The sequence below is a fragment of the Paenibacillus sp. sgz302164 genome (assembly GCF_056120505.1).
Map to the genome: position 1 here is coordinate 80,854 of NZ_JBVYOL010000016.1, position 26,548 is coordinate 107,401.

The following is a 26,548-nucleotide window of genomic DNA, read 5'->3' on the forward strand; positions in this document are numbered from 1 at the left end:
GAATTTCAAAACAAACAGAATGGCTGCCGAAAGGAGGTGATCGACAACATGATTACGGATATTGCAGGCCAAATGGCTCTTTATCTTCAATCTGCGGGACAAGGAACGATCGGCAGCGATCTGGTCATCGATACGGTGCCTGAGGCGCCAGGCGAGCTTATCGTACTCACCCACCATGGCGGCAGCGCGGAGTTCAAGCTTGATGCCCCCGATGTGTGGTGCAAGCTGGCCCTCGTGGCCAGAAGCGCAACTCCTTCCGGGGCGCAGGAGCGCATCTGGAATGTTTTGAGCAAGCTGATCGAGCCCTCCGGCGGTCTCATCGCAGTGAACGGCAGGACGTACACCGCGGAAGTTACGGCGCTGCCTGTAATCCAGGATCGCGACGGAGCCGGCAGATACTTGATGAAAAGCGTCATGATCGTGCGGCAGGTCACGGCGACGCAGGAAGCGTGGATCACGGCGCTGGCCGATTTTAGCGCGGCCGTTCTGGGCACGGGATGGCGGGTGTACCGCGGTTTCGCGGGCACCAGCCGGCCGAGCGTGTCCTGGCAGTGCACAAGCCTGCAGCTGGCCCCGTCCGCGGGGGTTGCGAACAGGCTGAGCAAGCGTTATGCCGGGCGGATTTCAGCCCGCACGACGCAGGAGTACGAGCAAGCCGCACAGGCTTTGCTGGATGCAATGGCCGTCCAAAACAGGCTGCGCCTCGGGCCGGAAAGTGGCAGATGGCTGACGATTTCCCCATCCGGAGCAGAGCTCCAGCCGGCCAATCTGGCAACCGGCATATGCACGGTCACGTTAACGGGTCCGCTTGAACGGCCCGGGGACAACACCCCGCCTATAGCCGGGATGCATGTCGAAACAACAATCCAACAATGAGGTGATGAATGTGGAAGAAACGGTCAATAAGACGGAAGAAAGCTTGTATTCCAAAGAAGAGCTGATGGCAAATTCGCTGGAGCTGTTCGCCTGTACGCCGGAGGTTTTGGCGGGGGCATGGCACGGCAGCGCGGAAAGCAGTTTTACCATTGAAGGCACGAAAGAACTCATTCAAAACTTTTTACAAAGGAAGGTGCAGGTATAAATGGCGGGTGGAACTTGGAATCAGACGGATCGTCCCGTATTGCCGGGATTTTATATGAACTTTGAGGCTGCGGCGTTAAGCGCGATCGAGCCTGGCAGTCAAGGCATTGCAGCTATGCCGGTGAAAGCGAACTGGGGACCGGTTCGTCAGTTTGTGGAAATTGTCAGCGAGCAGGGAATCAATGATACGTATGGCACGGATCTGAGCGGAGGCGCGACGGCTGCGGCTGTATTAAAGCTCTCTTTGCTCGGCGGGCCGAAAAAGGTGCTGGCTTACCGCCTTGCGGATGCGTCCGCGGCCAAAGCTGCCGCGACGCTGAAGGACTCGGCCGGGGCCGACGTGCTGAAGCTGGAAGCGAAGTACGAAGGTACGAGAGGCAACGGCTTCACGGTGATCGTGCAGACGAATCCGGTAGATTCGACGAAAAAAGATTTGAAGCTGCTGGAAGGAACCGCTGTGCTGAAAACTTTCACATTTGCCGGCAACTCCGTTCAGGCTGCGGCTGACAGCGTGAATCAGAATAGCGGCAATGTTTGGATCAACGCCACCGTGCTCGCTCCGGGCAACGGAACGCTGGCTGCAGCTGCCGGAACGGCGCTGACCGGGGGGAACTCCGGCACGAGCGGCATTGCGGCTGCGGATTATGTGAATGCGCTGAGCGTGTTGGAAACGCAAGATTTCCACGTTTTGTCGCTGGACGGCGTATCGGATTCGACCATCCAAACTTCCGTTGCAGCCTGGACTTCCCGTTTGCGCAGCGAAGGCAAAGGCATCATCACCGTGCTCGGCGGCTCCGCAGCGGACGATACGGCTGCCGATGCCGTTAGCAAAGCGGCGGCGCGAAGCGCGTCCTTCAATCACGAAGGCATCGTGAATGTCGGCGTAGGCGCCGTGCTTGACGGCACGAGCTACAGCTCGGCGCAGATCGCGGCTTACGTCGCGGGCCTGATCGCCGGCAAGCGGCTGAGCGAGTCGACGACGTATGCGGCGGCTCCGTTCAGCGACGTCAATCGCCGCTGGACGCGCAGCGAGCAGGAGACGGCCGTGCGCAGCGGGGTGTTCCTGCTGTACCACGACGGCCAAAAGGTAAAGGTGCTGCGCGGCATGAACTCACTGATCAGCCTGCGCCAAGGCCAGAGCACGGCCTGGAAAAAAATCCGCACGATCCGCGTCATGGACGCCATCAACGGCGATTTGCTGCGCACTGCGGAAGACAACTATATCGGCAAGGTGAACAACACCGAGGAAGGCCGCCTTGCGCTCGTTGAAGCGGGCAAGCAGTACATGCTTACATTGTCCCAGGCAGGCGTAATCGATTCAGGCAATTTCAGCGTGTATCTCGATCCGGCCTATTACGGTCAAGGCGCGACGCTTAAGCCGGAGGCGGACCAAGTGTACGTCAAGTGGGAAGCGCGCTTGAGCGATGTCATGGAACAAATTTTCGGAACGTTTATCGTAAATTAAGGAGGCAGAAGCGATGAGTTTAGATGCGAGCAGAGTAATTTTAGGAACGTATGGTCAAGTTTTCATTAATGGGGTCTGGCAAACCAACTTTAATCATATGGAAGCAAATGTGGAAATTCAGAAAAAAGAGCTGAACCTGGCCGGCGATCCGTGGGTGCGCCACAAGCGGGGCCCGCTCAAGGGAACCGGAACGATCAGCGGCTTCAAAGTGACCAGCGATATGATCAGCCGCGGTTTTGAGAAGTTTACGCTGATGTCCAAGCTGGACGATCCGGACGCATACGGCTTTGAGCGCATTACGATCAACAATGTGATGCTGGACAAGCTGCAGCTTGTGAACTGGACGGCCGGCGAAGAAGTCAAGGAAGAAATTTCCTTCACTTTTGAAGGCTACACGTTGAACGATCCCATTAAAGCGGTAAACTAGGAGGCTGACATTCGATGACTGATGAGCAAATTTTGCAAAAGCTGCTGGAAGCGGACCAATTGCCGGAAAAAACGCTGACCCTTCCGCGGATCGGCATTCCCGTAACGCTGCGGGGATTGACAGGCAAGCAGGTGTTCTCGTTAAGAGAACGCTGCACCGAGCGCTCGGACCGCCGAGGCGCCAAAGCGGACAGACTGGACGAAGAGCAATTCAACGTAGCGCTGATTTCGGCTGCAACGGTGTCCCCCAACTGGGGGGACTCCCGGCTGCTGACCAAATATCAGGCGAGCTCGGGCGAAGAGGTCATCAAGCGGATTTTGCTCGCCGGAGAGCTGTCCGCGTTGGGGGACGAGGTATTGGACCTGAGCGGGTTCAACACTTCGCTCGATGAGGTAAAAAACTAATTTCCTCCGGGGGGCTGCCTGCCATGCTTCATTCCATATGGACGCGGCATCATCTGCGCCCCGGAGTTTTCTGGACATTGCCCCGTGGAGAGCAGCTTTTCCTGCTTGCCAGCCTGGAGCTGGAGATCGAGCAGGAGGCCGCTCTCCGGCGGGAACGTGAACGCGCGAGGAGGTGAAAGCGGTGAGTGAAACAGCCGTTCAAGGCAATTTGGCGAGAGTGACCCAAATGCAGGAACGCCTGCGCAGCGCCGCAGACCGGACGAGCCAGTCGCTGCAGCGGATGGAGCAGTATTTTGGGCGTGCCGCATCGGCGGGTACCAAGCTGAGCCAAATTACGGCAAGACCGGCCATTGTGGTCCGGGATTATTTTTCTTTTGCCATCGATCGGCTGCTTCTGCAGCTTGCGAATCTCAGCCGGATGAAAGTGGAGCTGAAGCTGATCGTCAACAATCAGGTGATCGCCAGCGTCAAGCAGCTGAAGCAGCTGCTGCAAGGGCTGGGCGGCTCGATAAAAGTGACCGTGCAAGGCGCGGCCGGCGGTGCTGCCCGATCTGCCCAAGGCGGTGGGGGCGGTGCAGCCGGCGTTATAGGCGACGGCCTCAAGAGCATAGGCGCCGGAATCAAAAGCATAGGCGAAGGGATCGGCAGCATAGGCGACGGGTTTAAAAACATCGGAGCTGGAATCGGCAGCATCGGAGATGGCCTCAAGAACATCGGAGCTGGAATCGGCAGCATAGGCGACGGGTTCAAGAACATCGGTGCAGGAATCGGCAGCATCGGAGATGGTCTCAAAGGCGTCGGTGACGGAATCGGCGGCATTGGAGATGGCCTCAAGGGTGTCGGTGACGGAATTGGCGGCATCGGAGATGGCCTCAAGGGCGTCGGCGACGGAATCGGCAGCATAGGAACCGGGATCAAGGGCGTTGGTGACGGAATTGGCAGCATAGGAACCGGGATCAAGGGCGTTGGTGACGGAATTGGCAGCATAGGAACCGGGATCAAGGGCGTCGGCGACGGAATCGGCAGCATAGGAACCGGGATCAAGGGCGTCGGAGACGGAATCGGCAGCATTGGAACTGGCATCAAAGGCATCGGCGACGGAATTGGAAACATTGGAGCGGGAATCGGCAGCATCGGAGACGGCTTCAAAAGCATCGCCGATGGAATTAGCGCTGTAGGAGCGAGCATAGGCAGCATAGGCGACGGCATCAAGAGCATCGGCGACGGAATCGGAAATATTGGAGCCGGAATTGGCAGCATAGGAGACGGCTTCAAGAGTGTCGGAGACGGAATCGCAAATATTGGAGCCGGAATCGGCAGCATAGGCGATGGCTTCAAGAGTATTGGCGACGGAATCGGAAATATTGGAGCTGGAATCGGCAGCATAGGTGACGGTTTCAAGAGTGTCGGTGACGGTATCACAAATATTGGAGCCGGGATCGGCAGTATCGGTGATGGCTTCAAGAGTATCGGCGATGGAATCAAAAATATTGGGGCCGGAATCGGCAGTATCGGTGATGGCTTCAAAAACATTGGAGCCGGAATCGGTAGTATAGGGGACGGTTTCAAAGGTATTGGTACCGGAATTGGCAGTATCGGCGAAGGAATCGGCACCGTTGGCACAGGCTTTAAAACCTTAGGTGACGGAATCGGCAGCATCGGTACAGCGCTTAAAGGCTTCGGAGCCGCTTTGAAGGAAATTATACAAGCGTTGAGAGGCTTGAAAGACGTATTTAAGGGCTGCGGAAACATATGCGGCTCCGGGTCCAAGACAACCAAGCCTACTGCCGGCAGTAAGACAGCATGCAAATGCAACGATAAAACGGATCCCAAGACAACGGGAAAAACCGATTCTAAGGTTTCGCAAAAGACAGACCCCGCTACGAAAGGCAGAACGGACTCGAAACTTGGAGATTTAACAGACACCGTGACTGCAGAGAAAACGGATCCGAAGCTTAAAGAAAAAACGGAATCCGATGCAAAAGCTAAAACCGACTCTAAAGCAAAAGATGCTACAGCAACTAAGGCTGCGGAAACGACTGAGCCTAAATCTGTCGCTAATTCTTCTCCAAAAGTGGACGCGGCTTCGTCTTCGGCCCCTAGAACTTCGAAAGCAGGCGGTTTGAAAAGCTTGCTGAAGGGCGGAGGAAAAGCCGTCAAAATGCTCGGCAAGGCTGCATCGAAGATGGCTGCGCCCCTTGGAATCGCTATGTCCATAGCGGATATCGCTACTTCCGATAACAAACCGAAGGCGGCCGTTTCGGCTGTAGCGGGTACTGCCGGGGCTGCGCTTGGAGCAACAATCGGAACTTTTCTTCTCCCTGGAATCGGCACTGCTATCGGCGGTGCACTCGGCGGAATGGCGGGGGATGCTTTGGGCGAGTGGGTCGGAAATAAATTTTTCGGAGACAAAAAGCCGGCGGCCGATAAGGCGGACCAGATCGATTTGGTACCGCAAGATCGTCCGTCCGTCGCTGCGTCTGCCGTTAACGCAATCCCTCCGGCAAATCAGGTTTCAGACCAGCCGATAGATGCAAGCAGCAAGTATGACATTAAGGTGGATGGAGTCGCGGTTAATTTTCCGAAAGAAGAAGTGAACAAGGACGAATTAGCCCTAACGATTGGCCGGCAGATCGTGCAGCAAATGAACACGGTTATGCCCAATCTCGCATAAAGTCGTGGTGAACAAACAATGAATAAATATGAAAACATAGATATAACGCTGGAAGATCCGTCTGGAACGAAGCTTCATTTTCCCGTTAATCCGACGGAAATCAATATTCGCAGGGACAAAAGCTTTGAAACGCTCACAATTGTTCACGGCGGGGAGCTGGATGTGCCGCAGGGCGTGAAGGTGAAGGAAATCACCTTCTCTTCCTTTTTCCCCAACCCTGATCAATATGATTCCAGCTATTGCAGGTACAAGCCGCTGCCCGACCCGCAGATTACTATGAATCAATTGAATACATGGATGGAGAACAAGCAGCCGCTGCGGTTGATTATAACAGGCACGGCTGTGAATGTGCTCGTCATGCTATCCGCCCATAACAGCAGCTTCAAGGGCGGCGAGGTGGGCGATGTCTACTTCGATCTTACGTTCCGCACATGGCAGGACTATAAAATCCGCACGCTTGCCGAACGCGAGGGCGGCGATTCGTCCGGCGCACCCCGCGCCGACATCAAGCCCGTTCCTGTCCTGTATACCGTCAAGTCCGGGGACACGCTGTGGGGCATTGCCAAATTAATGCTCGGTTCCGGCGGCCGCTGGCGGGAAATTTACGATGCGAATCAGGAGACGATCGGGCCTAATCCTGATCTTATTTTTCCCGGGCAGGAGTTGGTCATGCCGTGAAATCGCCCGAAAACGGATACGCATACGATGTAATCCTGGACAACAAATATTCGCTGCATGACGTTATTCACGAGCTGACGCTTGAAGAGTCATTGGATGAGATTTCGTACAGAGCGCTTGCAACGGTTGCGGTTACCGACGATTTTCCAGGCGCATCTCCTGGACAGGACATTCGTGTGACAGGGATTCCTTTTGGCGGCAGCGTGGTGCAAAATCTTTTGTCCCCTGCGGTTATTTGGCAGTGCGAGAACAGCTACGGCCAAAGCGACCGCTTGGCCATTACGATATACGATCGAACGATTTATTTGGCCAAATCGGAGGATGAGTATTTGTTTCCGAACGGGACCACAGCGAGCGAACGGATTCGCAAGTATGCGGAGGATTGGAACATTAAGATCGCTTCGCTGCCGGATACGGGCGTTGCCCTCAGTAAAGCGCTGTACCGCACGGAGTCGATTTATTCCATGATGATGAAGGATTTGAAGGAGACGGCAAAAAAAGGCGGACCGATGTACAGGCCGAGGATGACGGCGAACGGGCTTGAACTGGTGCAAATCGGCGGAAACGAAACGGTGTGGTCGCTGGAGCCTTCCGTGAATGTACAGAGCATCACCCAGAATCGAACGCTGGAAGGGACGATTACCAAGGTGAAAGTGCTCGGCACCAAAAACGGCAGCGACGATTCCGCATCCCAGGTGCTGGCGGTCGAAACCGGGGATACGGAAGCTTTCGGCACTTTGCAAAAAATCGTGCAGGATAGCAGCTACCAATCGGTGGAAGAGGCGAAGGAGGCGGCGCACGCTCTTTTATCCGGCATTCAGGAGACGCTTAGCGTAACATCGATCGATGTCAATACGATTCGCGCCGGCGATAAAGTTGACCTGGCCGGAAGCGGGATGGAGCTTATCGCCATGTCGGTGCGCCACGAGTTGGGCGATCCCGGCAAAATGGTGCTCGAACTGGGCAGCCCCGCGCTGGTGAGAAGGAGGCATTACATTGAATAATCCGTATAAAAAACTGGCGTCCATATTGGACGCGCGCATGTCCGGCCACGCAGCCGCAGCGGTTACGGGCTTGCCCGCAGAGCTGGGTACGATCACGACGAACGGGCTCAAGCTGGACAGCTTGAAAACCGAGATCGCGGACTATTACGTCGCAGATTGGGTGGCAAAGCTTCATTTGCCCGCGTTCACGCTGACAGGCACTGTGACCGGCAGCATTTCGGGCCAGGGCACGTTTGCTTTTGATGCGGCGGAAGTGGAGGAGGTTCGGCTGGAGTTTCAGCAGGGCTTAAAGCCGGGCGACCGCGTGCTGGCTATTCCGGTGGAGAGCGGGAACGATGCGGTAATTATTTGCAAGGTGGTGAAATAATGTGCCGAACTTATTTCCTGCTTCATTAACCTGGGCCGCAAACGCCGGGAATTCAGGCTCGCAACTAGGGACGGTCAAATTCGGGCGCAGTCCCAAATTCGATCATGCCAAGGGCGATTTTGCAACGACCTCTACGGGTAAAATCGCGGAATGCACCGATTCGGAAGCATGGCTGGAATGGTGTCAAAAGGCGCTGCGCACCCAGCGGTATATGTTTTTGGTCTACTCCCGGAATTATGGTCAGGAGTATGAAGATTTGATCGCCCGCGGACTGACCCGCGAAGCCAATGAGCTGGAAATTGCGCGAATCACGACGGAGACGCTGAAAGTCGACCCCCGGACGGCTGACGTCCGCAATTTTTCTTTTCAATGGGCGGACGGGGCTTGTTATTTTCAATGTGAAATTACGAATGTGCGCGGGAAAAAAGCAACGATGACAGAAAGTGTGGTGACAAGTTAATATGGCAGTTTTGCCTGACTATTTAACCGAGCAAACCGAAGAGGCGATCCGGCGCCGCATGCTGGACAGCTTGCCTTCGGATTTGGATCAATCGGAAGGTTCGTTCATTTGGGATGCCGTTTCGCCCGCTGCGATTGAGCTGGCGCTTGCGGCGATCCAGGCGCAGGAGGTGCTGCGGCGCGGTTTTGCCGGGACTACCTTCGGCGCATACCTGGATTTGCGCTGCGCCGAGCACGGCGTGACGCGCAGGCCTGCGGTCAAAGCGGGCGGCAAAGTGAAATTTGCCGGAACCGCAGGAACGGTTGTCCCCGCCGGGACGCGCGTGGGAACGGCTGCGGATGCCGTGCATGGGACGGCTTCCGTTATTTTTGAGACGTTGGAGGCCGTCACTCTCGACGGTTCAGGAACGGGTGTCGCGCCGGTCGCAGCCGTCGAGGGGGGCGTTAAAGGCAACGTGCCGAGCGGAGGGATCAGTCTTTTGATCACCTATGTTGCGGGCGTAACCGGTGTAGTCAACACGGATGCGACAACCGGGGGGATGGATGTGGAGAGCGATGCGACGCTGCTCAATCGGTATTACGCCAAAGTCCGCTCCCCCGGCACTAGCGGTAACAAGGCGGATTATTTGAACTGGGCGCTGGAGGTGCCGGGAGTCGGGGGCGCGCAGGTGCTTCCTTTGTGGAACGGCCCGGGCACCGTCAAAGTGGTGGTCATCGGCACGGATAGCCGGACCGCTTCGCCTGAAATTGTTGCTGCCGTGCAGCAATACATTTATCCTAATCCTCCGCTGACAGGCAAAGCCCCGATCGGGGCGATTGTTTCGGTTGTGAAAGCTGTGGAAGTGAGCGCCAATATCAGCGCCCAGCTCACCTTGACGGGAACTCGCACGCTGGCGCAGGTGAAGAGCGATTTTACGGAGGCCGTTCGCAAATATTTGGCTGAGCTGGCTTTTGCCGCCGATCCGACGGTGCGCTATGTGCGCGTCGGCTCTCTGCTTTTGGACATCGACGGCGTGCAGGATTATGCCGGCTTGCAGATCAACGGCGGAACGTCGAACGTCGCAATCGGCGCGGAAAAAATCGCCGTCACAGGGACGGTGACGTTCACATGACAGCTTGGACATCGGCCGGCGGTCCGCGCATGTTGGGCTATCTCCCGGCTTATTATGAAACCTCCCGGGTGATGGGGGCTATTTTGGACGCTCACGGCGGGGAGCTGGACAAGCTTCAATCGGCGCTGCGGGAGACGCTCGATCAGTTTTTCGTCAGCTCGGCGACGTGGGGGCTCGACGCCTGGGAAGCGGAGCTGGGCATCAGCTCCGATCCGGGCAAACCCGATGACCAGCGGAGAGCGGTCATCAATTCGAAGCTGCGGGGCGTCGGCACCGTGACCGTCGACCTGATCCGGAACGTAGCGGAAGCCTACGACCGCGGGGAGGTAGACGTCACCCAGCAGGCGTCCGCTTACCAGTTCACGGTAAGATTCGTGGACACGCTGGGTGCGCCGCCGAATCTCGCCGACCTTAAGGCGGCGATTGAGGAGATCAAGCCTGCGCATTTGCAGGTGGTGTATCAGTACAAATATTTATTACTGAATCAAGTTCATCAAACGATGACGATCAACCAAATTCAAACGAGGAAATTGACGGATTTCGCTCCGTTCATTCCTCTCTAAGATGGAGGGAACAATAAATGCCAAGCACGACAACGAATTTGGGCCTCTACAAAAAAAATCCGGCATCGGACGGAAATGATACCTTCGACATCAATACGATGCTCAATGACAACTGGGACAAAATTGATGCGCAGCTAGGCGCTCAGGTCGCAGCAAATCCTGGGGCAACGTCAGTGAACTTGTCGAACGGGCTCCAGGTAGTGAACGCCGCGAAAACTTCGCCGTTTAATCTGACGAGCATCCAGGGCGGCACGTTGGTGAACCTGCTGGGGCGGGATGGGAATTGTACTAGTCTTACTCCGTTTGTGGTAAGTGGTTCAGGTACAGTTACAGTAGATTCAACTGTCTCAAAATATGGGACAACTTCGATTAAACTTGTTGAATCTAATACAACAGCATACATCTATAAAAACAATATCCCTGTTACTACAGGTAAATTTTATATGGTGGCGATGGATGCTTATCTTACTTCTACTTCTGGTGGTACTAATTTTGTTGTTAACGTACAGCAAAACAATATCGGGACAGTTATTGCATCATCTTCTATTTTTTCCTTTGATAATACGAAGCTTAACCAGTGGCAAACTGTGGTTACTGTATTCTCCGGCGCTTCTTTTACAGGCGGTTTATGTTCGTTAGTTTTTGGTCTTACGACTGGGACTGCAACGGGTTATATCGATGGTTTACGGCTATATGAAATAAGTTCAGCGGAGTATGTAAATTTTAACAATCAAACTATTTCACAAATCACCACCAAATACCCCTACGTAGACGATGTGAAGCACATTACAGCACCATATGTCTATAGGTATGGGGAAAACCTGTTGCCGCAATTTAATGAGTGGGTAGATTTCATCACTTCAGGTACAAAATATTTAGTCGAACCTTATACTTTAAATCTTGTGAAAACAGCAGGTAATTTTAGTGGTAATTACGTCGAAATATCTGTTATACCCAATCAATCGTACACATTTACCACTACTGTTAATGTCTCTGGTATTAATGGAACCACTATATATGGGGCGTATTACAATTTACAGCCAATTGATTCCTATGGTAACCTATTGACTGATTTGGGCTCATCCCCATACGTTACCACTAATGGAACTACAGTAATAAACAAAACGGTTACAATACCTTCTAATGCTGTGAAGTTGAGGATTTCCTTAGCCGTAGATTCAGCGGTAAGCGGAACGATTACGTTCTCAAGCCCTATGCTCAACCTTGGATCAATAGCCAAACCATTCAAACCGCGTAATGACGATTATCTATACATTCCGAACGTCCAGCTTGCCTCCAGTTTAGACGGAACTGTATATGACACGCTATTCAAGCGTGATGGCAAGTATTGGCGCGAGAATCGTTTTGCGAGAGATGTTGTGCTAGATGGCAGTTTATCGTGGTTGTTTGATCAAAGTAAAACTGGGTATAAAGCAGTGTTTTTTTCCGGGACAGGACTAGGAGGGTACAAACAATTTACTGAATCTGTTGTCAAATACGATGGGAAAATAGTGCGTTCAACTATGGATGCAGCGACTTATTTGTCAGCAGCCGATCAAAGCATTCTGAACGGTGCTGGTATAAATATTACTATTCCAAATACAGATTCAGGCTGGGGAGATAATTACACGCCTTCGACACCCGAGATACAGGCATATTTTTATGGTTGGAGAATGGGTGTATGGAATGGCACGAGTTTTACAGCAGGATACAACGGAAGCGGTACAAAGGCATGGGTTAAAATGGATGGAAACGCGCCTACAACGACACTACAGACCGTATCCTATGCAGGGTACACTCCTTACAAACTCACATACCAACTTGCTACTCCAACATTCGAAGAAATCGCTGTAGAAGGCAGCATTTCGCTTCACGAAGGAATGAATCAGATTGAAGTTGGAACGGGTATGATTGTGCGGGAGAAGGCGAATCCAGTTTATTACCCAACTAATAATGAGTACTTGATAAATAACACCGCATTTCCCATGTCACAGTTACGCTATAGGACATTAAAAATTATTAGTGTATTTAAAAATGGGCGAGTAGACCCGCAATGGTCATATCCTTCAGGAACGCCATATGGATATGCTCAAGCCCGTATCGCTACTGCTAATTACGATTCAACCGCCACTTACGAAGTGACTTATCTCACTATCGATCAGTACTTTATATCTGCTCCTTTGATACAAATCAACGGAGAGTACGTAGGCAACCTAAAAACTGTTGTCGATGCACTAGCTGCAAATCAAGCAGATGCAGAGGCGCGGATAAGTACTACAGAGAACTTGGCGAGACAGGTCTACCAAGTGCCCAGACAAACTAGGCAAGCCACTACGCTATACGTCGATGCGACAAACGGAGCAGATAACAATGACGGAAGCGCAGGAAAGCCTTTCAAAACGATCATGAAAGCAATAAATAGCGTTCCGCAAATTTTGAATCATGTTTACAATATCAATGTCGCTGCAGGTACTTACAATGAAAATGTCGTTATTCAAGGATATAGTGGTTCCGGTCAATTATCCTTGAATGGAGATACGGCTGTTTCCTCAAATTACTCTGTAAGTACTATAGGTGTTTATAATTGTGTTTGCCCTGTGAATGTAAGAGGTTTTAATGCAACATCAACATCGATCGACTCGTATGTTGTAGCTCGTTCTTCTTACGTATTTCTTAATTATTGCAATTCTACAGGTTCTTGGGCAGGAAATGGATTGTATGCTGTCAGTTGCAACGCAATCATTTCGAATAGTGTTATCTCAAATAAAGCACAAGCAATCCTATGTGATTATAATTCAAATATATATAGTGACACCAATTTAGGTGCAAACAATTCGGTCGGTCTATACGCATATCATGGCGGAAAAATAGCAAAAAGAGGTACGCAACCCAATGGCACCATTCCCGAATATGTTGATTTTGGTGGCATGATTAATCTTCAAGGCGTTAATAACCCTTGGGGAGATAACAACAGTGCTGTGAGTAAAACAACAAATGGCTATCAAAAGATTCCTAGCGGAATTATCATCGAATGGGGGATAGTTACAGTGACAGGTGGTTCGAGTGCGGCTGTTACGTTCCCTATTGCGTTTCCTAACTTCTGTATGAATGTGTATATAACAGTCGAAAGTGGGACACCAACTGATACAGCCTCTGCCGGAAGTTACACTAATTCTGGATGCACTGTCTGGGTTAGTGGAACAGGCACAAAAACTGTTCATTACTTCGCTATTGGATACTAATAAGAGGGGGGAACGCTATGACGCTGCATTATGCAGACTATGACATAACCGGAAATATCATTGCTTTTTATAACGAAGATATATGGGATGGTACTAAAATTCCGACGACTGCAATTCTGATCTCAGAGGAACAATGGCATGACGCAATTGCTAATCAAGATAAATACGTTATTCAAAGCGGAAAATTTATTCAACCAACCGAAGAACAAAAAAAAAAAATGGAATGCGATTGAACACCTTTACCCTACTGCTGTTCGTATGGTTGACTATATCGTCCAAGACGACAGCGACGGTAAAGGTCCATACATCGCGCAATGGAACCTGGACGCAGCGCAGCCGACGGAAGAAGAACTCCAGGCGGCATGGGAAGCGTATCAAGCAGCGGAAGCGTCCAAGCCGGCTGTGCTGACCGCAGAGCAGCAAATATCGACGCTGCAGGCTGAAAATGCCAAGCTGAAAAACGATAATGTCGCAACCATGGAAGCTGTGGCAGAAGTTTACGAGATGCTGCTTAAGCTGCAAGGAGGGAAATAGATTGGTTCAGGTATACTACATGCTCGTCAAAGAAGGCCGGCGCACGATGGATCAGGTGCCGGAACGGCACAGGGCGGATGTGCAGGCTCTGCTCGACGCAGACCAAGATCCGGCGACTGCGAAAAAGGGCGACTAGCCTTTGAGAATTCCCACCGCCCCACCAAAAAAACAGGCTCCCAATAACAGGAGCCTGTTTCCCATTCAAAGGCATGACAAACCATGCCGCAGCAGAAAGGAGAAAAAACGATGAACCAAGCCGTGTTTAACTTCGTCTCGGCGGTGGTCGGGACGCTCATTACGTATGCTTTTGGCGGTTGGAATGAGCTTCTCGGCTTGTTTGTTACCGCGATTGTGATCGATTATGCGACGGGGATTGTCGCGTCGATGAAAGAGCACAAGGGCCTCAACAGCCAGGTCGGCTTTTGGGGCCTTACCCGCAAAGGGCTGATGCTGCTTGTCATCATGCTGGCGCACCGTCTGGATTTGATCATTGGCGGCGATTTACTGATGACGGGGGCGATTTATTTTTATTTGGCCAATGAATTCATTTCGATTACTGAAAATTACGGAAGAATGGGGCTGCCGCTGCCTGATCAAGTGAAGCAAATTATTCAAGTGCTCAGAAATAAGGGGGAAGGTCGTGAATGAATAATAAGGAAGCGTTTATTTCGCAAATTGTCGGGGCGGCGCAGGCGGATATGCGGGAGTACGGCATTCTTGCCAGTGTGACGATTGCGCAGGCGATTTTGGAAAGCGGTTGGGGGCAGTCGGCCCCCGGCAACAATTTGTTCGGCATTAAGGGAAGCGGGCAGCAGCTGACGACCCAGGAATACATCAACGGCAAGTGGGTGCAGATCGTGGACGGGTTTCGCGTGTATGCGAGCTGGGCCGACAGCATTCGCGATCATTCTTTGCTTTTGGTCGGCAATGCCAGGTACCGCGCTGTTCTCCAAGAGCGGGATTATAAGGCGGCTTGTCAGGCGCTGCAGAGCGCGGGGTATGCGACGGACCCGCAATATGCCGCCAAGCTGATGGCGATTATCGACACGAACGGGCTTACCAGTTACGATATATGTCCGGAGGACGATACGAAGGGGGAAACTGAGATTATGATGAGCGTTGAGGACGCTAATAAAGTGATCGGCTTTTTATCCGCCGCGTGGCAGAGCACGGACAATCAGGAAGCCAAGGACGAGTTCCACCGGCTTGCCAATGAGCTGCGCAAGGTGTCCGGGCAAGCGGTGGAATAAGCTTTTGCTGTGTCCGATTGTACAACTCCAACATAAACTATCTTAAGAGAAAAAGTAGGAGAGGTCAGATAGGAGTCTGCCGCTGAATCTAGCGGGAGGCTGCTTATGCCAGGTGGACTCATACGTTTAACTCATCAGACTGAGAAAGGAGTTGGAGTTGTATGGCGGACAACAGTTCGAACAGTTCAGGCGGTTCAAGCAGTTCAGGCAATTCAAACAGTTCAAACAGTTCATCATTGGCGCAAACGGCGACAAATTATTTTGTGCAGGAAGGCATCGCGGACGGCAGCCGCCCTCAAGATTACGTCACACGGGAGGAAATGTGGACGCTGCTGTACAGTCAAATGCAAGCCGACATGGCAAAAGGCAAGGTAAGTCTGGCCAATTTCCCAAGGCTGGCCGGGGAGACGACGGATGACGCAAGATTCCAGAGGGCGTTCAATTTCCTCGGAACGGAAGGCACCCTCTATGTGCCGAGCGGCATTTATACGGTGCAGTCAACGATAGCGCCCAAGGTTCAAACGATTCCCAATGTCGCGCGCTTAGGCGGGTTCACCATTATGGGCGACAATATGTACACTTCGGTCATCAAATACACGGGTACAGGTTACTGTTTCGATTTTACGGTGAATCAAAATCTGGTAGACGCCTTGTCGGTCGTCAATATCCAGATCGATACGACTACGGGCGGGGGTATCCGGCTTCCGCAGGGGGGACAGCTTTATTTTGACGGATTTTTCCAAAATGGTTGCGCTTCCGGAAAATGGGGCATTTACATGGACGGACAGTTTCAATCCGGATACGGCGTGTATATGATTGAAATTTCACGTTCCCGATTTTGGCGGGATGCGTCGTTGGGCGGTTACCAGGGCCAAGCCATCTATGTGCTGGATTACCATACGCTGAACGTGAAGCAGACATTCATTTCCCAGATGCGATATGACGGGTCGGTCATTGTCATCAAAGACGGCAAGAACTGCTCGTTCCGCGATGTCGCCATCGAGGGCTCGAATACGACTTCCGTCAAGCAGATGATGCTTGAGTTCCAGGGCTTCAACTCCAATATAACGCTGGAAAATTTGTATCTGGAAGGAAACTGGAATACGGGTATTTATTTCGATCCGGCGGGGGCTGCCAAAAACGTCAATGTATACGGCCTGTATGCGTGGTGCTACAACCGCAAGGAGTCTGTCGCGATGGTGACCGGGCCGAACGACAACGTGAACATCGAAGGGCTCGTGTACAAGTGCGATTCGAGCGACGGCAGCGTGAATCCGATTATTAACGATGCGCAGAACCGTGTCCGCATTCTCGATTTTATGAACGATTCCCCGCAACCGAACCAGAAAAATCGCTCGATCAAGCAGAGAAGTTTTCAGATGATTACGGACAATTTCCTGGACAATATCATTACCAAAAGAGACAAGTTCGAGCTCCCGTTTTCGCAGACGATCAATACGTTCATCACCCTCCCGACGCCAGGCACGTATTTGCTGTCGGTCACGGTGATGAGAAATGATTTGAACCACGGCAGCACGGCTTACTATATCGTTAGCTATGACGATAAAACGTACGATTTTGCCGATGTGCAGAAGCTCGGAAACACGATCAAAAAAGGGGACGCCCCGTTCATCCCGAGCTTTACCGCTACGGTCAACAGCCAGGGACTGGTGTTCATCAACGGTTCGGGGCCTTCGGCGCAAATCTGGTACTTGTATTACGGATTTGTTTTAATCGCGCAAACGACCTATTAATGCTCATACCGAGATTCGCAGGACTGCCGCAGAGGGCAGTCTTTTGTTGTTAAACTAAGGCATTTAGTTAAAAATGTGAGTTTTCGCACAATTTAATAGCCCGGGAACTTGTAATTGCACAAATCAAATGATACAATTTGTATCAAAACCTAACAAGGATGTGCAGCATGTGAAACGCTGGAAGATTATCGCGTTAAGTTCTGCTATTGCCAGTACCTTGTTGTTGGGCAGCTGCGCATACTGGGAGCTTGAGCCCGGTCGCCATTTTCAGAAAAGTGAAGTGCCGGTTCTTTCGACACCCGTGGGAACAGCGGGAGACGCTGCGGAAGCGGTCCCTACGGATAATCGCCAGAACCCCGCATCCCCGCAAGCTTCGGCATTCAATGTCCTGCTGCTTGGCATCGATGCCAGGGGCAGCGAGATTTCGCGGACGGATGTCATTATGGTTATACATGTCGTGCCTTCCGAGAAGAAAGCGAACGTCCTGTCGCTTCCTAGAGACACGCGGATCTATTTGCGAGATGTGGGGTATACCAAAATCAATCATGCCCACGCTGTCGGCGAAGCGAAAGGGGGGAATCATCAAGGAACGGAAGAGGCGATGCAGGCCGTTAGCGATTTTTTGAAAATACCGATTAATTACTATGTGAAAACGAATTTTCAGGGATTCGAGCATTTTATCGATGCGGTCGGCGGCGTTGATGTGGATTTGCCAAAGCAGCTGCATTTGCGCAGTACCCAAAAGGATTTGCCGGCAGGCAAACAAAGATTGGACGGCGCTATGGCGCTCAGCCTGGTCAGAGAGCGTTGGGCTTTCCCCGACGGAGACTTCGGACGACAAAACGAACAGTATCAAGTGCTGCGCAATATCGCAGCCGAAGCGCTTGCCCCCCAAAATATGAAAAAGACAGTCGAACTTGTCACGTCCATGAAAAAAGATATCCTTGACACCAATTTTCATGACAGCGATATCATAAGCTTGGCATGGATGCTGGAAGGCATGAAAGAGTCCGACTTTCAATACGCGCAAATTCCCGGCCAAAGCGGATACAATGAAGACCCGTTGGTCCATGCCCAATTGTATTACTGGCTGCCCGACATGGCAAAGGTCAAGGAAATCGTTGAAAAGCTGTTTTCCTGAGACTGCGGTTAACTAAAGCAAAGGAGTGAAGCTGATATGCAAATCGTTCAACCTATACGAGATCACGAGAAGATTGAAGAGATTCAAGAAATTTTGAAAAGACAGTCGATGCGCGATTGGTTGTTGTTCACTATAGGCATTAATTCGGGCCTGCATCTGAACGACCTGCTGACTTTGAAGGTCAAGGACTTGAAGGGCAAGAGCAGAGTAACGATCCGGGAAGAGAAAACCCGCAAGGAAAAAACGTTCGTCATCCAGCAGCAGCTTTCCGAGAAGATCAACGAGTACATCGCTTATATGAGTGACGAGGATTTTCTCTTTCCGTCCCAGCGAACGGGAAGGCCGATTAAACGCATTCGCGTATACCGTATTTTGAACGAAGCGGCGAAGCAGGCGGGGCTGGACGATATCGGCACACACACTTTGCGCAAAACGTTCGGCTATCACTACTATCAAAAGACGAAGAACATATCCGTTCTCCGCGATCTGTTCAATCACTCTGCGCCTTCGGTCACGTTGAAATATATCGGAATCGGGAACGAGCAGCAAACGGCGAGAGGCTGATTAGCCAAATGATGCCGCTTACATTCGTGTGACTTCACACATCATGTATGATATGATACAAAATGTATCATATTCGATAGGCAGGTGTCCAACCGCTGATGAAAAAGCGAAGGATTACGGTACTATGGAGTTTGGCATGGCTGATGCTGTTTCCTTTAACCGCGTTCTCCGCGGACGTCCCCCGGACGGCCGTCTATTTGGAGCCTGCGGACCAATCGGTCATCACCGCCGATTTGCTGCATGCCGCTGCAGCGGCGCCTCCCGGCGAGGCCGGCGCACAAGTGAAGCTGATGCTGCTGGATGAGAACAATCATCTTTTTGCGGAAGCGGAGGGGCAGGGGCGTGTAGAACGCGATTTCGATATCTCCGCTTATCGGAACCGGATCGTTTATTTGCAAGCCGAGGTATCGGATGCGGCGGGCGGCGGAGTTAGAACCCTTTATCATACTTTGTATGCGGACAATGGCCTGCGGCTGGTCAAGCTGCGGCAAGTTCCGGGCGTCATCGACGATTTCGACGAAAACCGGATCCTGTATACAGCTTATGATAAAAGGCTCCATTTGCTGGATGGCGAGGGCGGTCCCGATACGGTTGTATACGCGAAGCCCGATAAAATAGGCGCAAAGCTTACTCCGTCAGGCGCCGTGTTCACCGCGGGACTGTACGGGGACGGCTACGCTCATACGCTGCTCTGGAAAGACGGCTCGGCGGCGGACACGGGGCTGAACTATTTTGAAACGTGCTGCGACGGCGGCGACAGGCTCCAGGTCGCGGGCAGCTATGTGCTGCGGCCGGGTACGCACCGGGTTGACTGGATCGATTCAGCGACCGGCGAAGCGCGGAAATATCCCCTTCAAGGCACGTCCGCCTACGGCGCCAGCTTGAACATAAACGGCGAGTTCGTTTACTCGGGGACGGCCCGGGGAGACAAACTGACGCAGATTTACCGCTATGCGCAAGGGCAAAGCAGCCTCATCATTCCGCACCGGGAGCGTGCCAGCTATAATCCGGTATGGGACGGGCGCACGATCGTCTTCATCGGGGAAGGCGGCAAGCTGCTGAAGAAGCGGGACGGCGTCATCACCGAGCTTGGGCCGGCTGCGCCGCAAGGCACGTACGTTTATCCCCACGCCGATTATGAAATCGCGCAGGGCTGGATCGCTTTTACGAAGCAGTCGGGGGACGGGACCCGGCAAATTTATGTGCAGTCGCCTTCAGGCTCAGTGACGCAGGCAACTTACCTGCCAGTGGACGTGGACCGACCGAAGATCGACAAGCTGGCTCCTGACGGCACGCTAACCTACACGTTCGACAAGCAATTGTTTCTGATTGCGCCAGGTCAAGCGGCATCGATCGATTTGGGCTACGGCGGCGGAATGACCAAATGGCTGCACGGCTCGTGGTACAAAGCAGTGGGCGGCACGCTGTTCAAAATGAATACGGACGCAGCAGAATGACTCCATGGATCTAGGTCCATGGGGTCTTTTTTGTTTTTGTGCTAGGGATGTGCCTTTTTTGCCATAAATCGGCTTTATATTGTGATTTTCGTCACATGAATGCGTCCGAATCCTCCCTATAATCATGATCATAAGAAAGGGGGGCGTTATTTTGGACGCTTTGGATTGGAGCAGATGGCAGTTTGCAATAACGACGGTTTATCACTTTTTTTTCGTCCCGCTATCGATCGGGCTCGCGTTTTTGATCGCTTTTATGCAGACGCTGTACGTAGTGAAACATGATGACAAATACAAAATGATGGCCAAATTTTGGGGCAAATTGTTTCTCCTCAATTTCGCGGTCGGCGTCGTAACGGGGATTATGCAGGAATTTCAGTTCGGCATGAACTGGGCGGATTATTCCCGGTTTGTCGGGGCCGTTTTTGGCGGGCCGCTCGCAGTGGAGGCTCTCGTATCGTTTTTCCTCGAATCGACATTTCTCGGCATCTGGATTTTCGGCTGGGACCGGCTGCCCAAAAAAGTGCACCTGGCTTCCATCTGGCTTGTCGCCTTCGGCACGACGCTGTCCGCGCTTTGGATTCTAAGCGCCAACTCGTTCATGCAGGAGCCGGTCGGCTATGCGATTCGGAACGGGCGCGCGGAGATGACGGATTTCTTTGCGCTGCTGGGCAATACGCAGTTGTGGGTCGAGTTCCCGCACGTTGTTTACGGGGCGCTTGCGACAGGGGCGTTGTTCGTGACCGGCATCAGCGCATACAAAATACTGCGCAAGCATCAGACGGAGCTGTTTCAATCTTCTTTTACGATCGGAATCGTGGTTGCGCTGATAGCCAGCTTTTTGACGGCTGTAGCGGGGCACGAGCAGGCGCAGCATCTGATGAAATCCCAGCCGATGAAGATGGCCGCTTCGGAAGCATTGTGGGAAACGACGGGAGACAGCGCTCCGTGGACGGTTTTTGCCTTCATCGACCCTGCCAAAAAGGAAAACAAGTATCAGCTTGAAATTCCTTATGCGCTGAGCATTCTTTCCTATAATAAACTGCACGGAAGCGTGCCCGGCATGAATGAGCTGCAAAAAAAATATGAAACCCAGTACGGCCCGGGCAACTACATCCCGCCGGTCAGAACGACCTTTTGGAGCTTCCGCATCATGGTTGCGGCCGGGGTGCTGATGATTTTGCTCAGCATGTTCGGCACTTATGCGGCGCTGCGCAATCGGCTGGCCGGAAGCGCCATCTACCTGAAATGGATGATACCCGCCATTTCGCTGCCCTATATCGCCAATTCGGCAGGCTGGATCATGACCGAGGTAGGGCGCCAGCCATGGCTCGTCTTCGGCTTGCAAAAAACGGAGGACGGCGTATCGCCGCTCGTTTCCACGGGCATGGTAGCGACCTCGCTGATCGGATTTACGCTCGTGTACGGACTTTTGGCTGCGGCGTTCGTGTATCTTGTCGTTCATTTCGTGCGCAAGGGCGCCGACGACGAGTCGCAGCTTAAGCATAAGCAGGTTAGCCCGAATAAGGGAGCCGTCTCTTATCTCTAGAATTGGCGGAGGCGCAGTGAAAAAAGGAAAGTGAGGCGAACGTCAACATATGCTGGAAATTTTATGGTTTGTTTTAATCGCCGTGCTGTTTGTCGGGTTTTTCTTCTTGGAAGGTTTTGATTTCGGCGTCGGCATGCTGACGCCTTTCCTCGGCAAGTCCGATGTGGAGCGGCGCGTGCTGATCAATACGATCGGCCCGGTCTGGGACGGCAACGAGGTGTGGCTGATCACGGCCGGCGGCGCGATGTTCGCGGCGTTTCCGGGCTGGTACGCGAGCTTGTTCAGCGGATTTTATATGGCTTTGTTTTTGATGCTGCTGGCGCTGATCGGAAGAGGAGTGGCGTTCGAGTTTCGCAGCAAACTGGAAAATCCGAAGTGGAGAACGATGTGGGACTGGATCCTTTTCGGCGGCAGTTTGCTGCCTCCGCTGCTGTGGGGCGTCGCGCTGGCCAATTTGATGAAAGGCGTGCCGATCGATGCCAATACGAATTTCGTAGGTTCGTTCTGGGATTTGATTTCGCTGTATTCGGTAATGGCCGGTGTCAGCATCGTGCTGTTGTTTTTGCTGCACGGAGCGCTGTTTCTGTCGCTCAAAACGGAAGGGGAGCTGCGCGATCGCGCCCGCCGTTTTGCGAACCGGGTCGGCGCCTGGACGAGTGCGGCGCTTCTGCTGTTCGTTGTGCTCAGCTACGTGGAGACGGATATGTTCACGCGCGACGGGATCATCCCGGGCATGGTGCCGCTGACCGCCGGCATGGCGCTGCTGTCCGTTCATTTCTTCCTGAAGGCGGGCCGCGACGGCTGGGCGTTCATTATGACCGGCCTCACGATCGCGCTGTCCACCGTGACGGTGTTCATGTCGCTGTTCCCAAGGGTGATGATTTCCTCGCTCAACCCGGAGTGGACGCTGACGATTTACAATACGGCTTCCAACGAGTACACGCTAAAAGTAATGACGATTATCGCGCTTACGACGGTTCCGATCGTCATCGCCTATCAGGCGTGGACGTACTGGGTATTCCGCAAGCGGGTCAGCGTCAAGGACCATTTGGAGTACTGACATGATGAGCCGGTTGTTTGCCAAAGTGCAGGGAACCCGCGCGCTGTTCGCGGTCTGTATCGCGCTCGGCGCGGCAGGCGGGATGCTCATTATTTTGGAGGCGGCGGGTATCGCCCGGATTGCGGACAGAGCTTTTCTCGGCGGGCTCGGCCTTCAGGGGCTGCTTCCCGCATTCGGCATTCTGCTCGGCCTGATCGCGCTCAGAGCGGTCGTCCAGGCGGCGGGCGAGCAAGTATCCGCCCGCATGGCGCTGCGGATCAAAAGCGACCTGCGCGGGCGGCTGCTGCGCAAGCTCTCGGAGCTGGGGCCGAACTACGCCAAAGGCGAGCGCAGCGGCGAGCTGATCGGGACGGCATATGAAGGCGTCGAGCAGCTTGAAGCGTATCTGGCCCGTTATTTGCCGCAGGTCGCCTTGTCCATGCTGATTCCGGTCGCAGTATTTTGCGTCGTGGCGGGGCTGGACTGGATCTCGGCCATCGTGCTGGCTGTTACGCTTCCGCTGCTCGTGCTGTTTATGATTTTGGTCGGCCTGACCGCCAAATCGAAGGCCCGCAAGCAGTTCAAGACGCTTGGCCTGCTCAGCGGGCATTTTCTGGATGTGCTGCGCGGCCTGCCTACGTTAAAAATGTTCAACCGCAGCCGGGCGCAAATCGAAATTATCGCCCGCATCAGCGAAGATTACCGCCAGACGACGATGGGCACGCTGCGGCTGGCCTTTTTGTCGGCATTCGTCATGGAGCTGTTCGCCACGCTCAGTACGGCTGTCGTTGCCGTTTTCCTGGGCTTGCGGCTTATTGCCGGGGAAATCGGCTTTGAGCATGCTTTTCTGGTGCTGCTGTTGACGCCGGAGTTTTATGCGCCGGTTCGGACGCTGGGAACCCAGTTCCATGCCAGCACGAACGGAATGTCCGCTGCGGCGCGCATCATGGACATTTTGGAGACGGAGCCGCCGGGTTTTGTCGAGCGTCCGGGGGCGAAGCGGGGCACCGAGAATCCGCGGGGGCACCGGATCGAGTTTCAAGCGGTCGGTGTGTCGTATCCGGATGCTGCGGGGCCGGCGCTTGCGGATATTACGTTCACGCTGGAGCCGGGTGAGCGGATAGCGGTTGTCGGGCCGACGGGAGCGGGCAAAAGCACCCTGCTCGATTTGCTGCAGGGCTTCGTCCGGCCGACGTCGGGGCGCATTTTGATCGACGGCATCGACATGGCGGAGCTGTCGATGGATTGGTGGCGCAGCCGGCTGTCCGGCGTCGCTCAGAACCCCCGGTTGTACCACGGCACACTCGGGGACAACGTGACTTTGGGCAGCCCCGGGGCTGGGGATGCCGAGATTGCCGCGGCGCTCCGCGCGGCAGGCGTTGATTTTATAGACCGCCTCCCGCAAGGGCTGGAGACGGCGGTCGGCGATTCCGTCCGCCTGTCCGGCGGACAGGTGCAGCGCCTTGCGATTGCCCGCGCGCTGCTGAAACGCGCGCCGCTGCTGCTTTTGGATGAGCCGACGTCGGGCGTCGGCCTTGTTCATGAAGCCGCCGTCAGGAAGGGGCTCGATGCATTGCTGCAGGGCCGCATGTCCGTTACGGTGGCGCACCGGCTGGATACGGTGCAGGGTGCGGACCGCATCATCGTGCTTGACGGCGGGCGCATCGCGGAGATGGGCCGGCCGACCGAGCTGCTGGCCGCCGGCGGGCTGTACGCCCGCATGATTCATGCGGGCGCGGGTGGCGGCAGCACTGGCGGCGCTGCCGATGGCGGGGACGCCGGGCCGGAGGCTGCGGCGCCTGGCGCGGCACCCGGTCGATGGGCCGGCGCCGCTGAGGCGGCAGCGCCGGACGGACAGGGCAGCGGCGCTGCCGGGGCCGGGGCCCGCAGGGGCACCTTCCGCCGCATGCTGGCGTTTGTCCGTCCGTATAAAGGACGGACGGCGCTGGCGGCGCTGCTCGGCTTTGCGACGGTGGCGGCTAACATCGGGCTGATGGGGACGTCCGGCTATTTGATCGCCCGGTCGGCGCTTCGCCCCGAATCGGTGCTGATGCTTTGGACGCTGATCGTAGGCGTCCGGTTTTTCGGCATCGCCAGGGGAGTGCTGCGGTATTTGGAGCGACTCGTTTCCCACGATCTCACTTTCAGGGTTTTGCACCGCGTCCGCGTCTGGCTGTATGAAAGCCTGGAGCCGCGGGGAGCGGCGCTGCTGGAAAGCCGGCGCAGCGGCGATGTCCTGAACGCGATTACCGGCGATGTGGAGCAGCTGCAAAATTTATATTTGCGCGTGCTCGCTCCGCCGCTTGTCGCTTCGCTGACAGGGCTGCTCGGCTTTGCGGTGATGGCCGCTCACGATCTGAGGCTGGCCTGCATCTTGGGCGGGATGATGGTTGCGGCCGGAATTGGCATCCCTTGGATTTGCGCCCGCCTCGGAAGGCGGCACGGGGAAGGCGTCGTGCAGGCGCGGGCCGGTATGAATGCGGAAATGGCGGATTTGATCGCCGGCATGAAGGAATTGACGTTGTTCGGCCGGATGAGCGACCGGCTGGCCCGGATCGGCGACATTCAGGAGCGGTCGAACGCCTTTCAGGCGGCCCAGAACAGGCTGGGCGCTTATGCCGCCGGAACCATGCTTGGGGCTGCGCATCTTGGGATGTGGCTGGTCCTGCTGGCCGCGGTTTATCTCGCCGGCGCGGGGCGGCTTGAAGGGCTCGCCATTCCGGCGCTCGCGATGATGGCGCTGGCCTGCTTCGAGCCGGTCATGGCGCTGCCTGCCGCGTTCCAGCACATCGGCCAGACGATGTCGTCGGCCGACAGGCTGTTCCGCCTGGCGGACGAGTGCCGCCAAGCCGAGCCTGCGGCCGCGCCCGCGGCTGCGGGGACCGGGCCGGAGCGGTCGGCCGGCGGCTGGGAGGCGCGCATCCGCGATCTCTCATTCCGCTACGGCCCGCGGGAGCCTTATGCGGTTCGCGGCTTGTCTTTGACGCTGCGGCAGGGCAAAAGCGTCGCAGTCGTCGGCGAGAGCGGAGCGGGCAAAAGCACGCTGCTGCAAGTGCTGCTGCGGATGCGTCCGTATACGGAAGGATCCGTAACGATCAACGGGCAAGAGCTGAGAGGCTTGCCGGAGGAGGCAGTCCGCTGCGAATTTGCGGTTGTTTCGCAAAAGGTGCAGCTGTTCAACGCGTCCGCCGCCGCGAATTTGAAGCTCGGCCGGCCGGAGGCGTCGGAGGAGGAAATGCGGGCCGCGGCGCGGCTTGCGTTAATCGACGAGACGCTTGCGGCGCTGCCGGACGGCTACGATACGGTCATCGGCGAGCTGGGAGACCGCTTGTCCGGCGGCGAGCGTCAGCGTCTCGCTCTCGCGCGGGCTTTGCTGCGGCAGGCTCCGGCCGTGCTGTTCGACGAACCGGCCGCAGGGCTGGACGCGCTGACCGAAAAAGCGTTCGTCGACAACATGGACGCTTTGCTGAAAGATAAAGCGGTTTTGTGGATCACGCACAAATTGTCCGGTCTGGTTGAACGCATGGATGAAATCATCGTGCTGCAGGACGGCTCGGTGTGCGAAAGAGGCACGCACCAGGAACTGCTGAAGCGCAAAGGCTATTATTGGCGGTTGTGGCAGCTGGAAAGGGAAAAAGACTGGGAGCACGCGCTATTTCAGCAGCGTACCGGGACTTGACACAATTTTGAGTGCTAAAAAACTTATGGGACAATTCCCCTTTAGAACGGCTGATAAAGCAGCCGTTCTTTTTGTTTTCATTTCGAGGCTTCAATAGCACGAGCAGGCC

The 26,548-nt window shown here is 54.4% G+C and carries 26 protein-coding genes; all 26 read left to right on the forward strand.

The window, feature by feature from the left end:
- Positions 1 to 48: 48 nt before the first annotated feature.
- Positions 49 to 876 (forward strand): minor capsid protein, encoded by an 828-nt coding sequence (locus AC0LWT_RS24975; protein ID WP_474683985.1) that lies wholly within the window; start codon positions 49 to 51, stop codon positions 874 to 876.
- A complete protein-coding gene (locus tag AC0LWT_RS24980; protein ID WP_474683986.1) occupies positions 851 to 1,081 on the forward strand; it encodes a YqzN/YkzM domain-containing protein in 231 nt (76 codons plus the stop codon). The genes AC0LWT_RS24975 and AC0LWT_RS24980 overlap by 26 nt, the downstream gene beginning before the upstream one ends.
- Entirely contained in the window at positions 1,082 to 2,545 is a 1,464-nt protein-coding gene (locus AC0LWT_RS24985) for a phage tail sheath family protein (RefSeq protein WP_474683987.1), read from the forward strand.
- Between the two features lie 13 nt (positions 2,546 to 2,558).
- Entirely contained in the window at positions 2,559 to 2,972 is a 414-nt protein-coding gene (locus tag AC0LWT_RS24990; protein WP_474683988.1) for a phage tail tube protein, read from the forward strand.
- Positions 2,973 to 2,986: 14 nt separating this feature from the next.
- Positions 2,987 to 3,376, forward strand: coding sequence for a phage tail assembly chaperone (locus AC0LWT_RS24995; RefSeq protein WP_474683989.1), 390 nt, complete (start codon positions 2,987 to 2,989; stop codon positions 3,374 to 3,376).
- 23 nt (positions 3,377 to 3,399) lie between these two features.
- On the forward strand, positions 3,400 to 3,552 hold the full coding sequence (locus tag AC0LWT_RS25000; protein WP_474683990.1) for a hypothetical protein: 153 nt from the start codon (positions 3,400 to 3,402) through the stop codon (positions 3,550 to 3,552).
- 5 nt (positions 3,553 to 3,557) lie between these two features.
- On the forward strand, positions 3,558 to 6,050 hold the full coding sequence (locus tag AC0LWT_RS25005) for a hypothetical protein (RefSeq protein WP_474683991.1): 2,493 nt from the start codon (positions 3,558 to 3,560) through the stop codon (positions 6,048 to 6,050).
- 36 nt (positions 6,051 to 6,086) lie between these two features.
- Positions 6,087 to 6,728 (forward strand): LysM peptidoglycan-binding domain-containing protein, encoded by a 642-nt coding sequence (locus AC0LWT_RS25010; protein WP_474684114.1) that lies wholly within the window; start codon positions 6,087 to 6,089, stop codon positions 6,726 to 6,728.
- On the forward strand, positions 6,725 to 7,732 hold the full coding sequence (locus AC0LWT_RS25015) for an XkdQ/YqbQ family protein (protein WP_474683992.1): 1,008 nt from the start codon (positions 6,725 to 6,727) through the stop codon (positions 7,730 to 7,732). The genes AC0LWT_RS25010 and AC0LWT_RS25015 overlap by 4 nt, the downstream gene beginning before the upstream one ends.
- A complete protein-coding gene (locus AC0LWT_RS25020; RefSeq protein WP_474683993.1) occupies positions 7,725 to 8,099 on the forward strand; it encodes a hypothetical protein in 375 nt (124 codons plus the stop codon). The genes AC0LWT_RS25015 and AC0LWT_RS25020 overlap by 8 nt, the downstream gene beginning before the upstream one ends.
- A gap of 1 nt (position 8,100) precedes the next feature.
- Positions 8,101 to 8,559, forward strand: a complete 459-nt coding sequence (locus AC0LWT_RS25025; protein ID WP_474683994.1) for a DUF2634 domain-containing protein — start codon at positions 8,101 to 8,103, stop codon at positions 8,557 to 8,559.
- A 1-nt stretch (position 8,560) separates the two neighbouring features.
- Entirely contained in the window at positions 8,561 to 9,670 is a 1,110-nt protein-coding gene (locus AC0LWT_RS25030; protein WP_474683995.1) for a baseplate J/gp47 family protein, read from the forward strand.
- Positions 9,667 to 10,233, forward strand: a complete 567-nt coding sequence (locus tag AC0LWT_RS25035; RefSeq protein WP_474683996.1) for a YmfQ family protein — start codon at positions 9,667 to 9,669, stop codon at positions 10,231 to 10,233. The genes AC0LWT_RS25030 and AC0LWT_RS25035 overlap by 4 nt, the downstream gene beginning before the upstream one ends.
- 17 nt (positions 10,234 to 10,250) lie before the next feature.
- Positions 10,251 to 13,475 carry a gp53-like domain-containing protein gene (locus AC0LWT_RS25040; RefSeq protein ID WP_474683997.1) on the forward strand — a complete coding sequence of 1,075 codons (3,225 nt, stop codon included), beginning with the start codon at positions 10,251 to 10,253 and terminating at the stop codon, positions 13,473 to 13,475.
- A gap of 17 nt (positions 13,476 to 13,492) precedes the next feature.
- A complete protein-coding gene (locus tag AC0LWT_RS25045) occupies positions 13,493 to 13,708 on the forward strand; it encodes a hypothetical protein (protein ID WP_474683998.1) in 216 nt (71 codons plus the stop codon).
- Between the two features lie 25 nt (positions 13,709 to 13,733).
- On the forward strand, positions 13,734 to 14,009 hold the full coding sequence (locus AC0LWT_RS25050; protein ID WP_474683999.1) for an XkdW family protein: 276 nt from the start codon (positions 13,734 to 13,736) through the stop codon (positions 14,007 to 14,009).
- 1 nt (position 14,010) lies between these two features.
- Positions 14,011 to 14,145 carry a CD1375 family protein gene (locus tag AC0LWT_RS25055; RefSeq protein ID WP_474684000.1) on the forward strand — a complete coding sequence of 45 codons (135 nt, stop codon included), beginning with the start codon at positions 14,011 to 14,013 and terminating at the stop codon, positions 14,143 to 14,145.
- 110 nt (positions 14,146 to 14,255) lie between these two features.
- Positions 14,256 to 14,657, forward strand: coding sequence for a phage holin family protein (locus tag AC0LWT_RS25060; RefSeq protein WP_474684001.1), 402 nt, complete (start codon positions 14,256 to 14,258; stop codon positions 14,655 to 14,657).
- Complete coding sequence (locus AC0LWT_RS25065; RefSeq protein WP_474684002.1) at positions 14,654 to 15,259, forward strand: glycoside hydrolase family 73 protein; 606 nt, start codon at positions 14,654 to 14,656, stop codon at positions 15,257 to 15,259. Before AC0LWT_RS25060 ends, AC0LWT_RS25065 begins: the two co-directional genes overlap by 4 nt.
- A gap of 161 nt (positions 15,260 to 15,420) precedes the next feature.
- Entirely contained in the window at positions 15,421 to 17,013 is a 1,593-nt protein-coding gene (locus AC0LWT_RS25070; RefSeq protein ID WP_474684003.1) for a hypothetical protein, read from the forward strand.
- 169 nt (positions 17,014 to 17,182) lie between these two features.
- Complete coding sequence (locus AC0LWT_RS25075) at positions 17,183 to 18,154, forward strand: LCP family protein (RefSeq protein WP_474684004.1); 972 nt, start codon at positions 17,183 to 17,185, stop codon at positions 18,152 to 18,154.
- 36 nt (positions 18,155 to 18,190) lie between these two features.
- Complete coding sequence (locus AC0LWT_RS25080) at positions 18,191 to 18,718, forward strand: tyrosine-type recombinase/integrase (RefSeq protein ID WP_474684005.1); 528 nt, start codon at positions 18,191 to 18,193, stop codon at positions 18,716 to 18,718.
- A 98-nt stretch (positions 18,719 to 18,816) separates the two neighbouring features.
- Positions 18,817 to 20,175: a hypothetical protein gene (locus AC0LWT_RS25085; protein ID WP_474684006.1), complete on the forward strand. Its 1,359-nt coding sequence runs from the start codon at positions 18,817 to 18,819 to the stop codon at positions 20,173 to 20,175.
- A 151-nt stretch (positions 20,176 to 20,326) separates the two neighbouring features.
- Entirely contained in the window at positions 20,327 to 21,721 is a 1,395-nt protein-coding gene (locus AC0LWT_RS25090) for a cytochrome ubiquinol oxidase subunit I (protein WP_474684007.1), read from the forward strand.
- 49 nt (positions 21,722 to 21,770) lie between these two features.
- A complete protein-coding gene (gene cydB / locus AC0LWT_RS25095; RefSeq protein ID WP_474684008.1) occupies positions 21,771 to 22,781 on the forward strand; it encodes a cytochrome d ubiquinol oxidase subunit II in 1,011 nt (336 codons plus the stop codon).
- Between the two features lies 1 nt (position 22,782).
- Complete coding sequence (gene cydD / locus AC0LWT_RS25100) at positions 22,783 to 26,439, forward strand: thiol reductant ABC exporter subunit CydD (RefSeq protein ID WP_474684009.1); 3,657 nt, start codon at positions 22,783 to 22,785, stop codon at positions 26,437 to 26,439.
- The last annotated feature ends 109 nt before the right edge of the window (positions 26,440 to 26,548 follow it).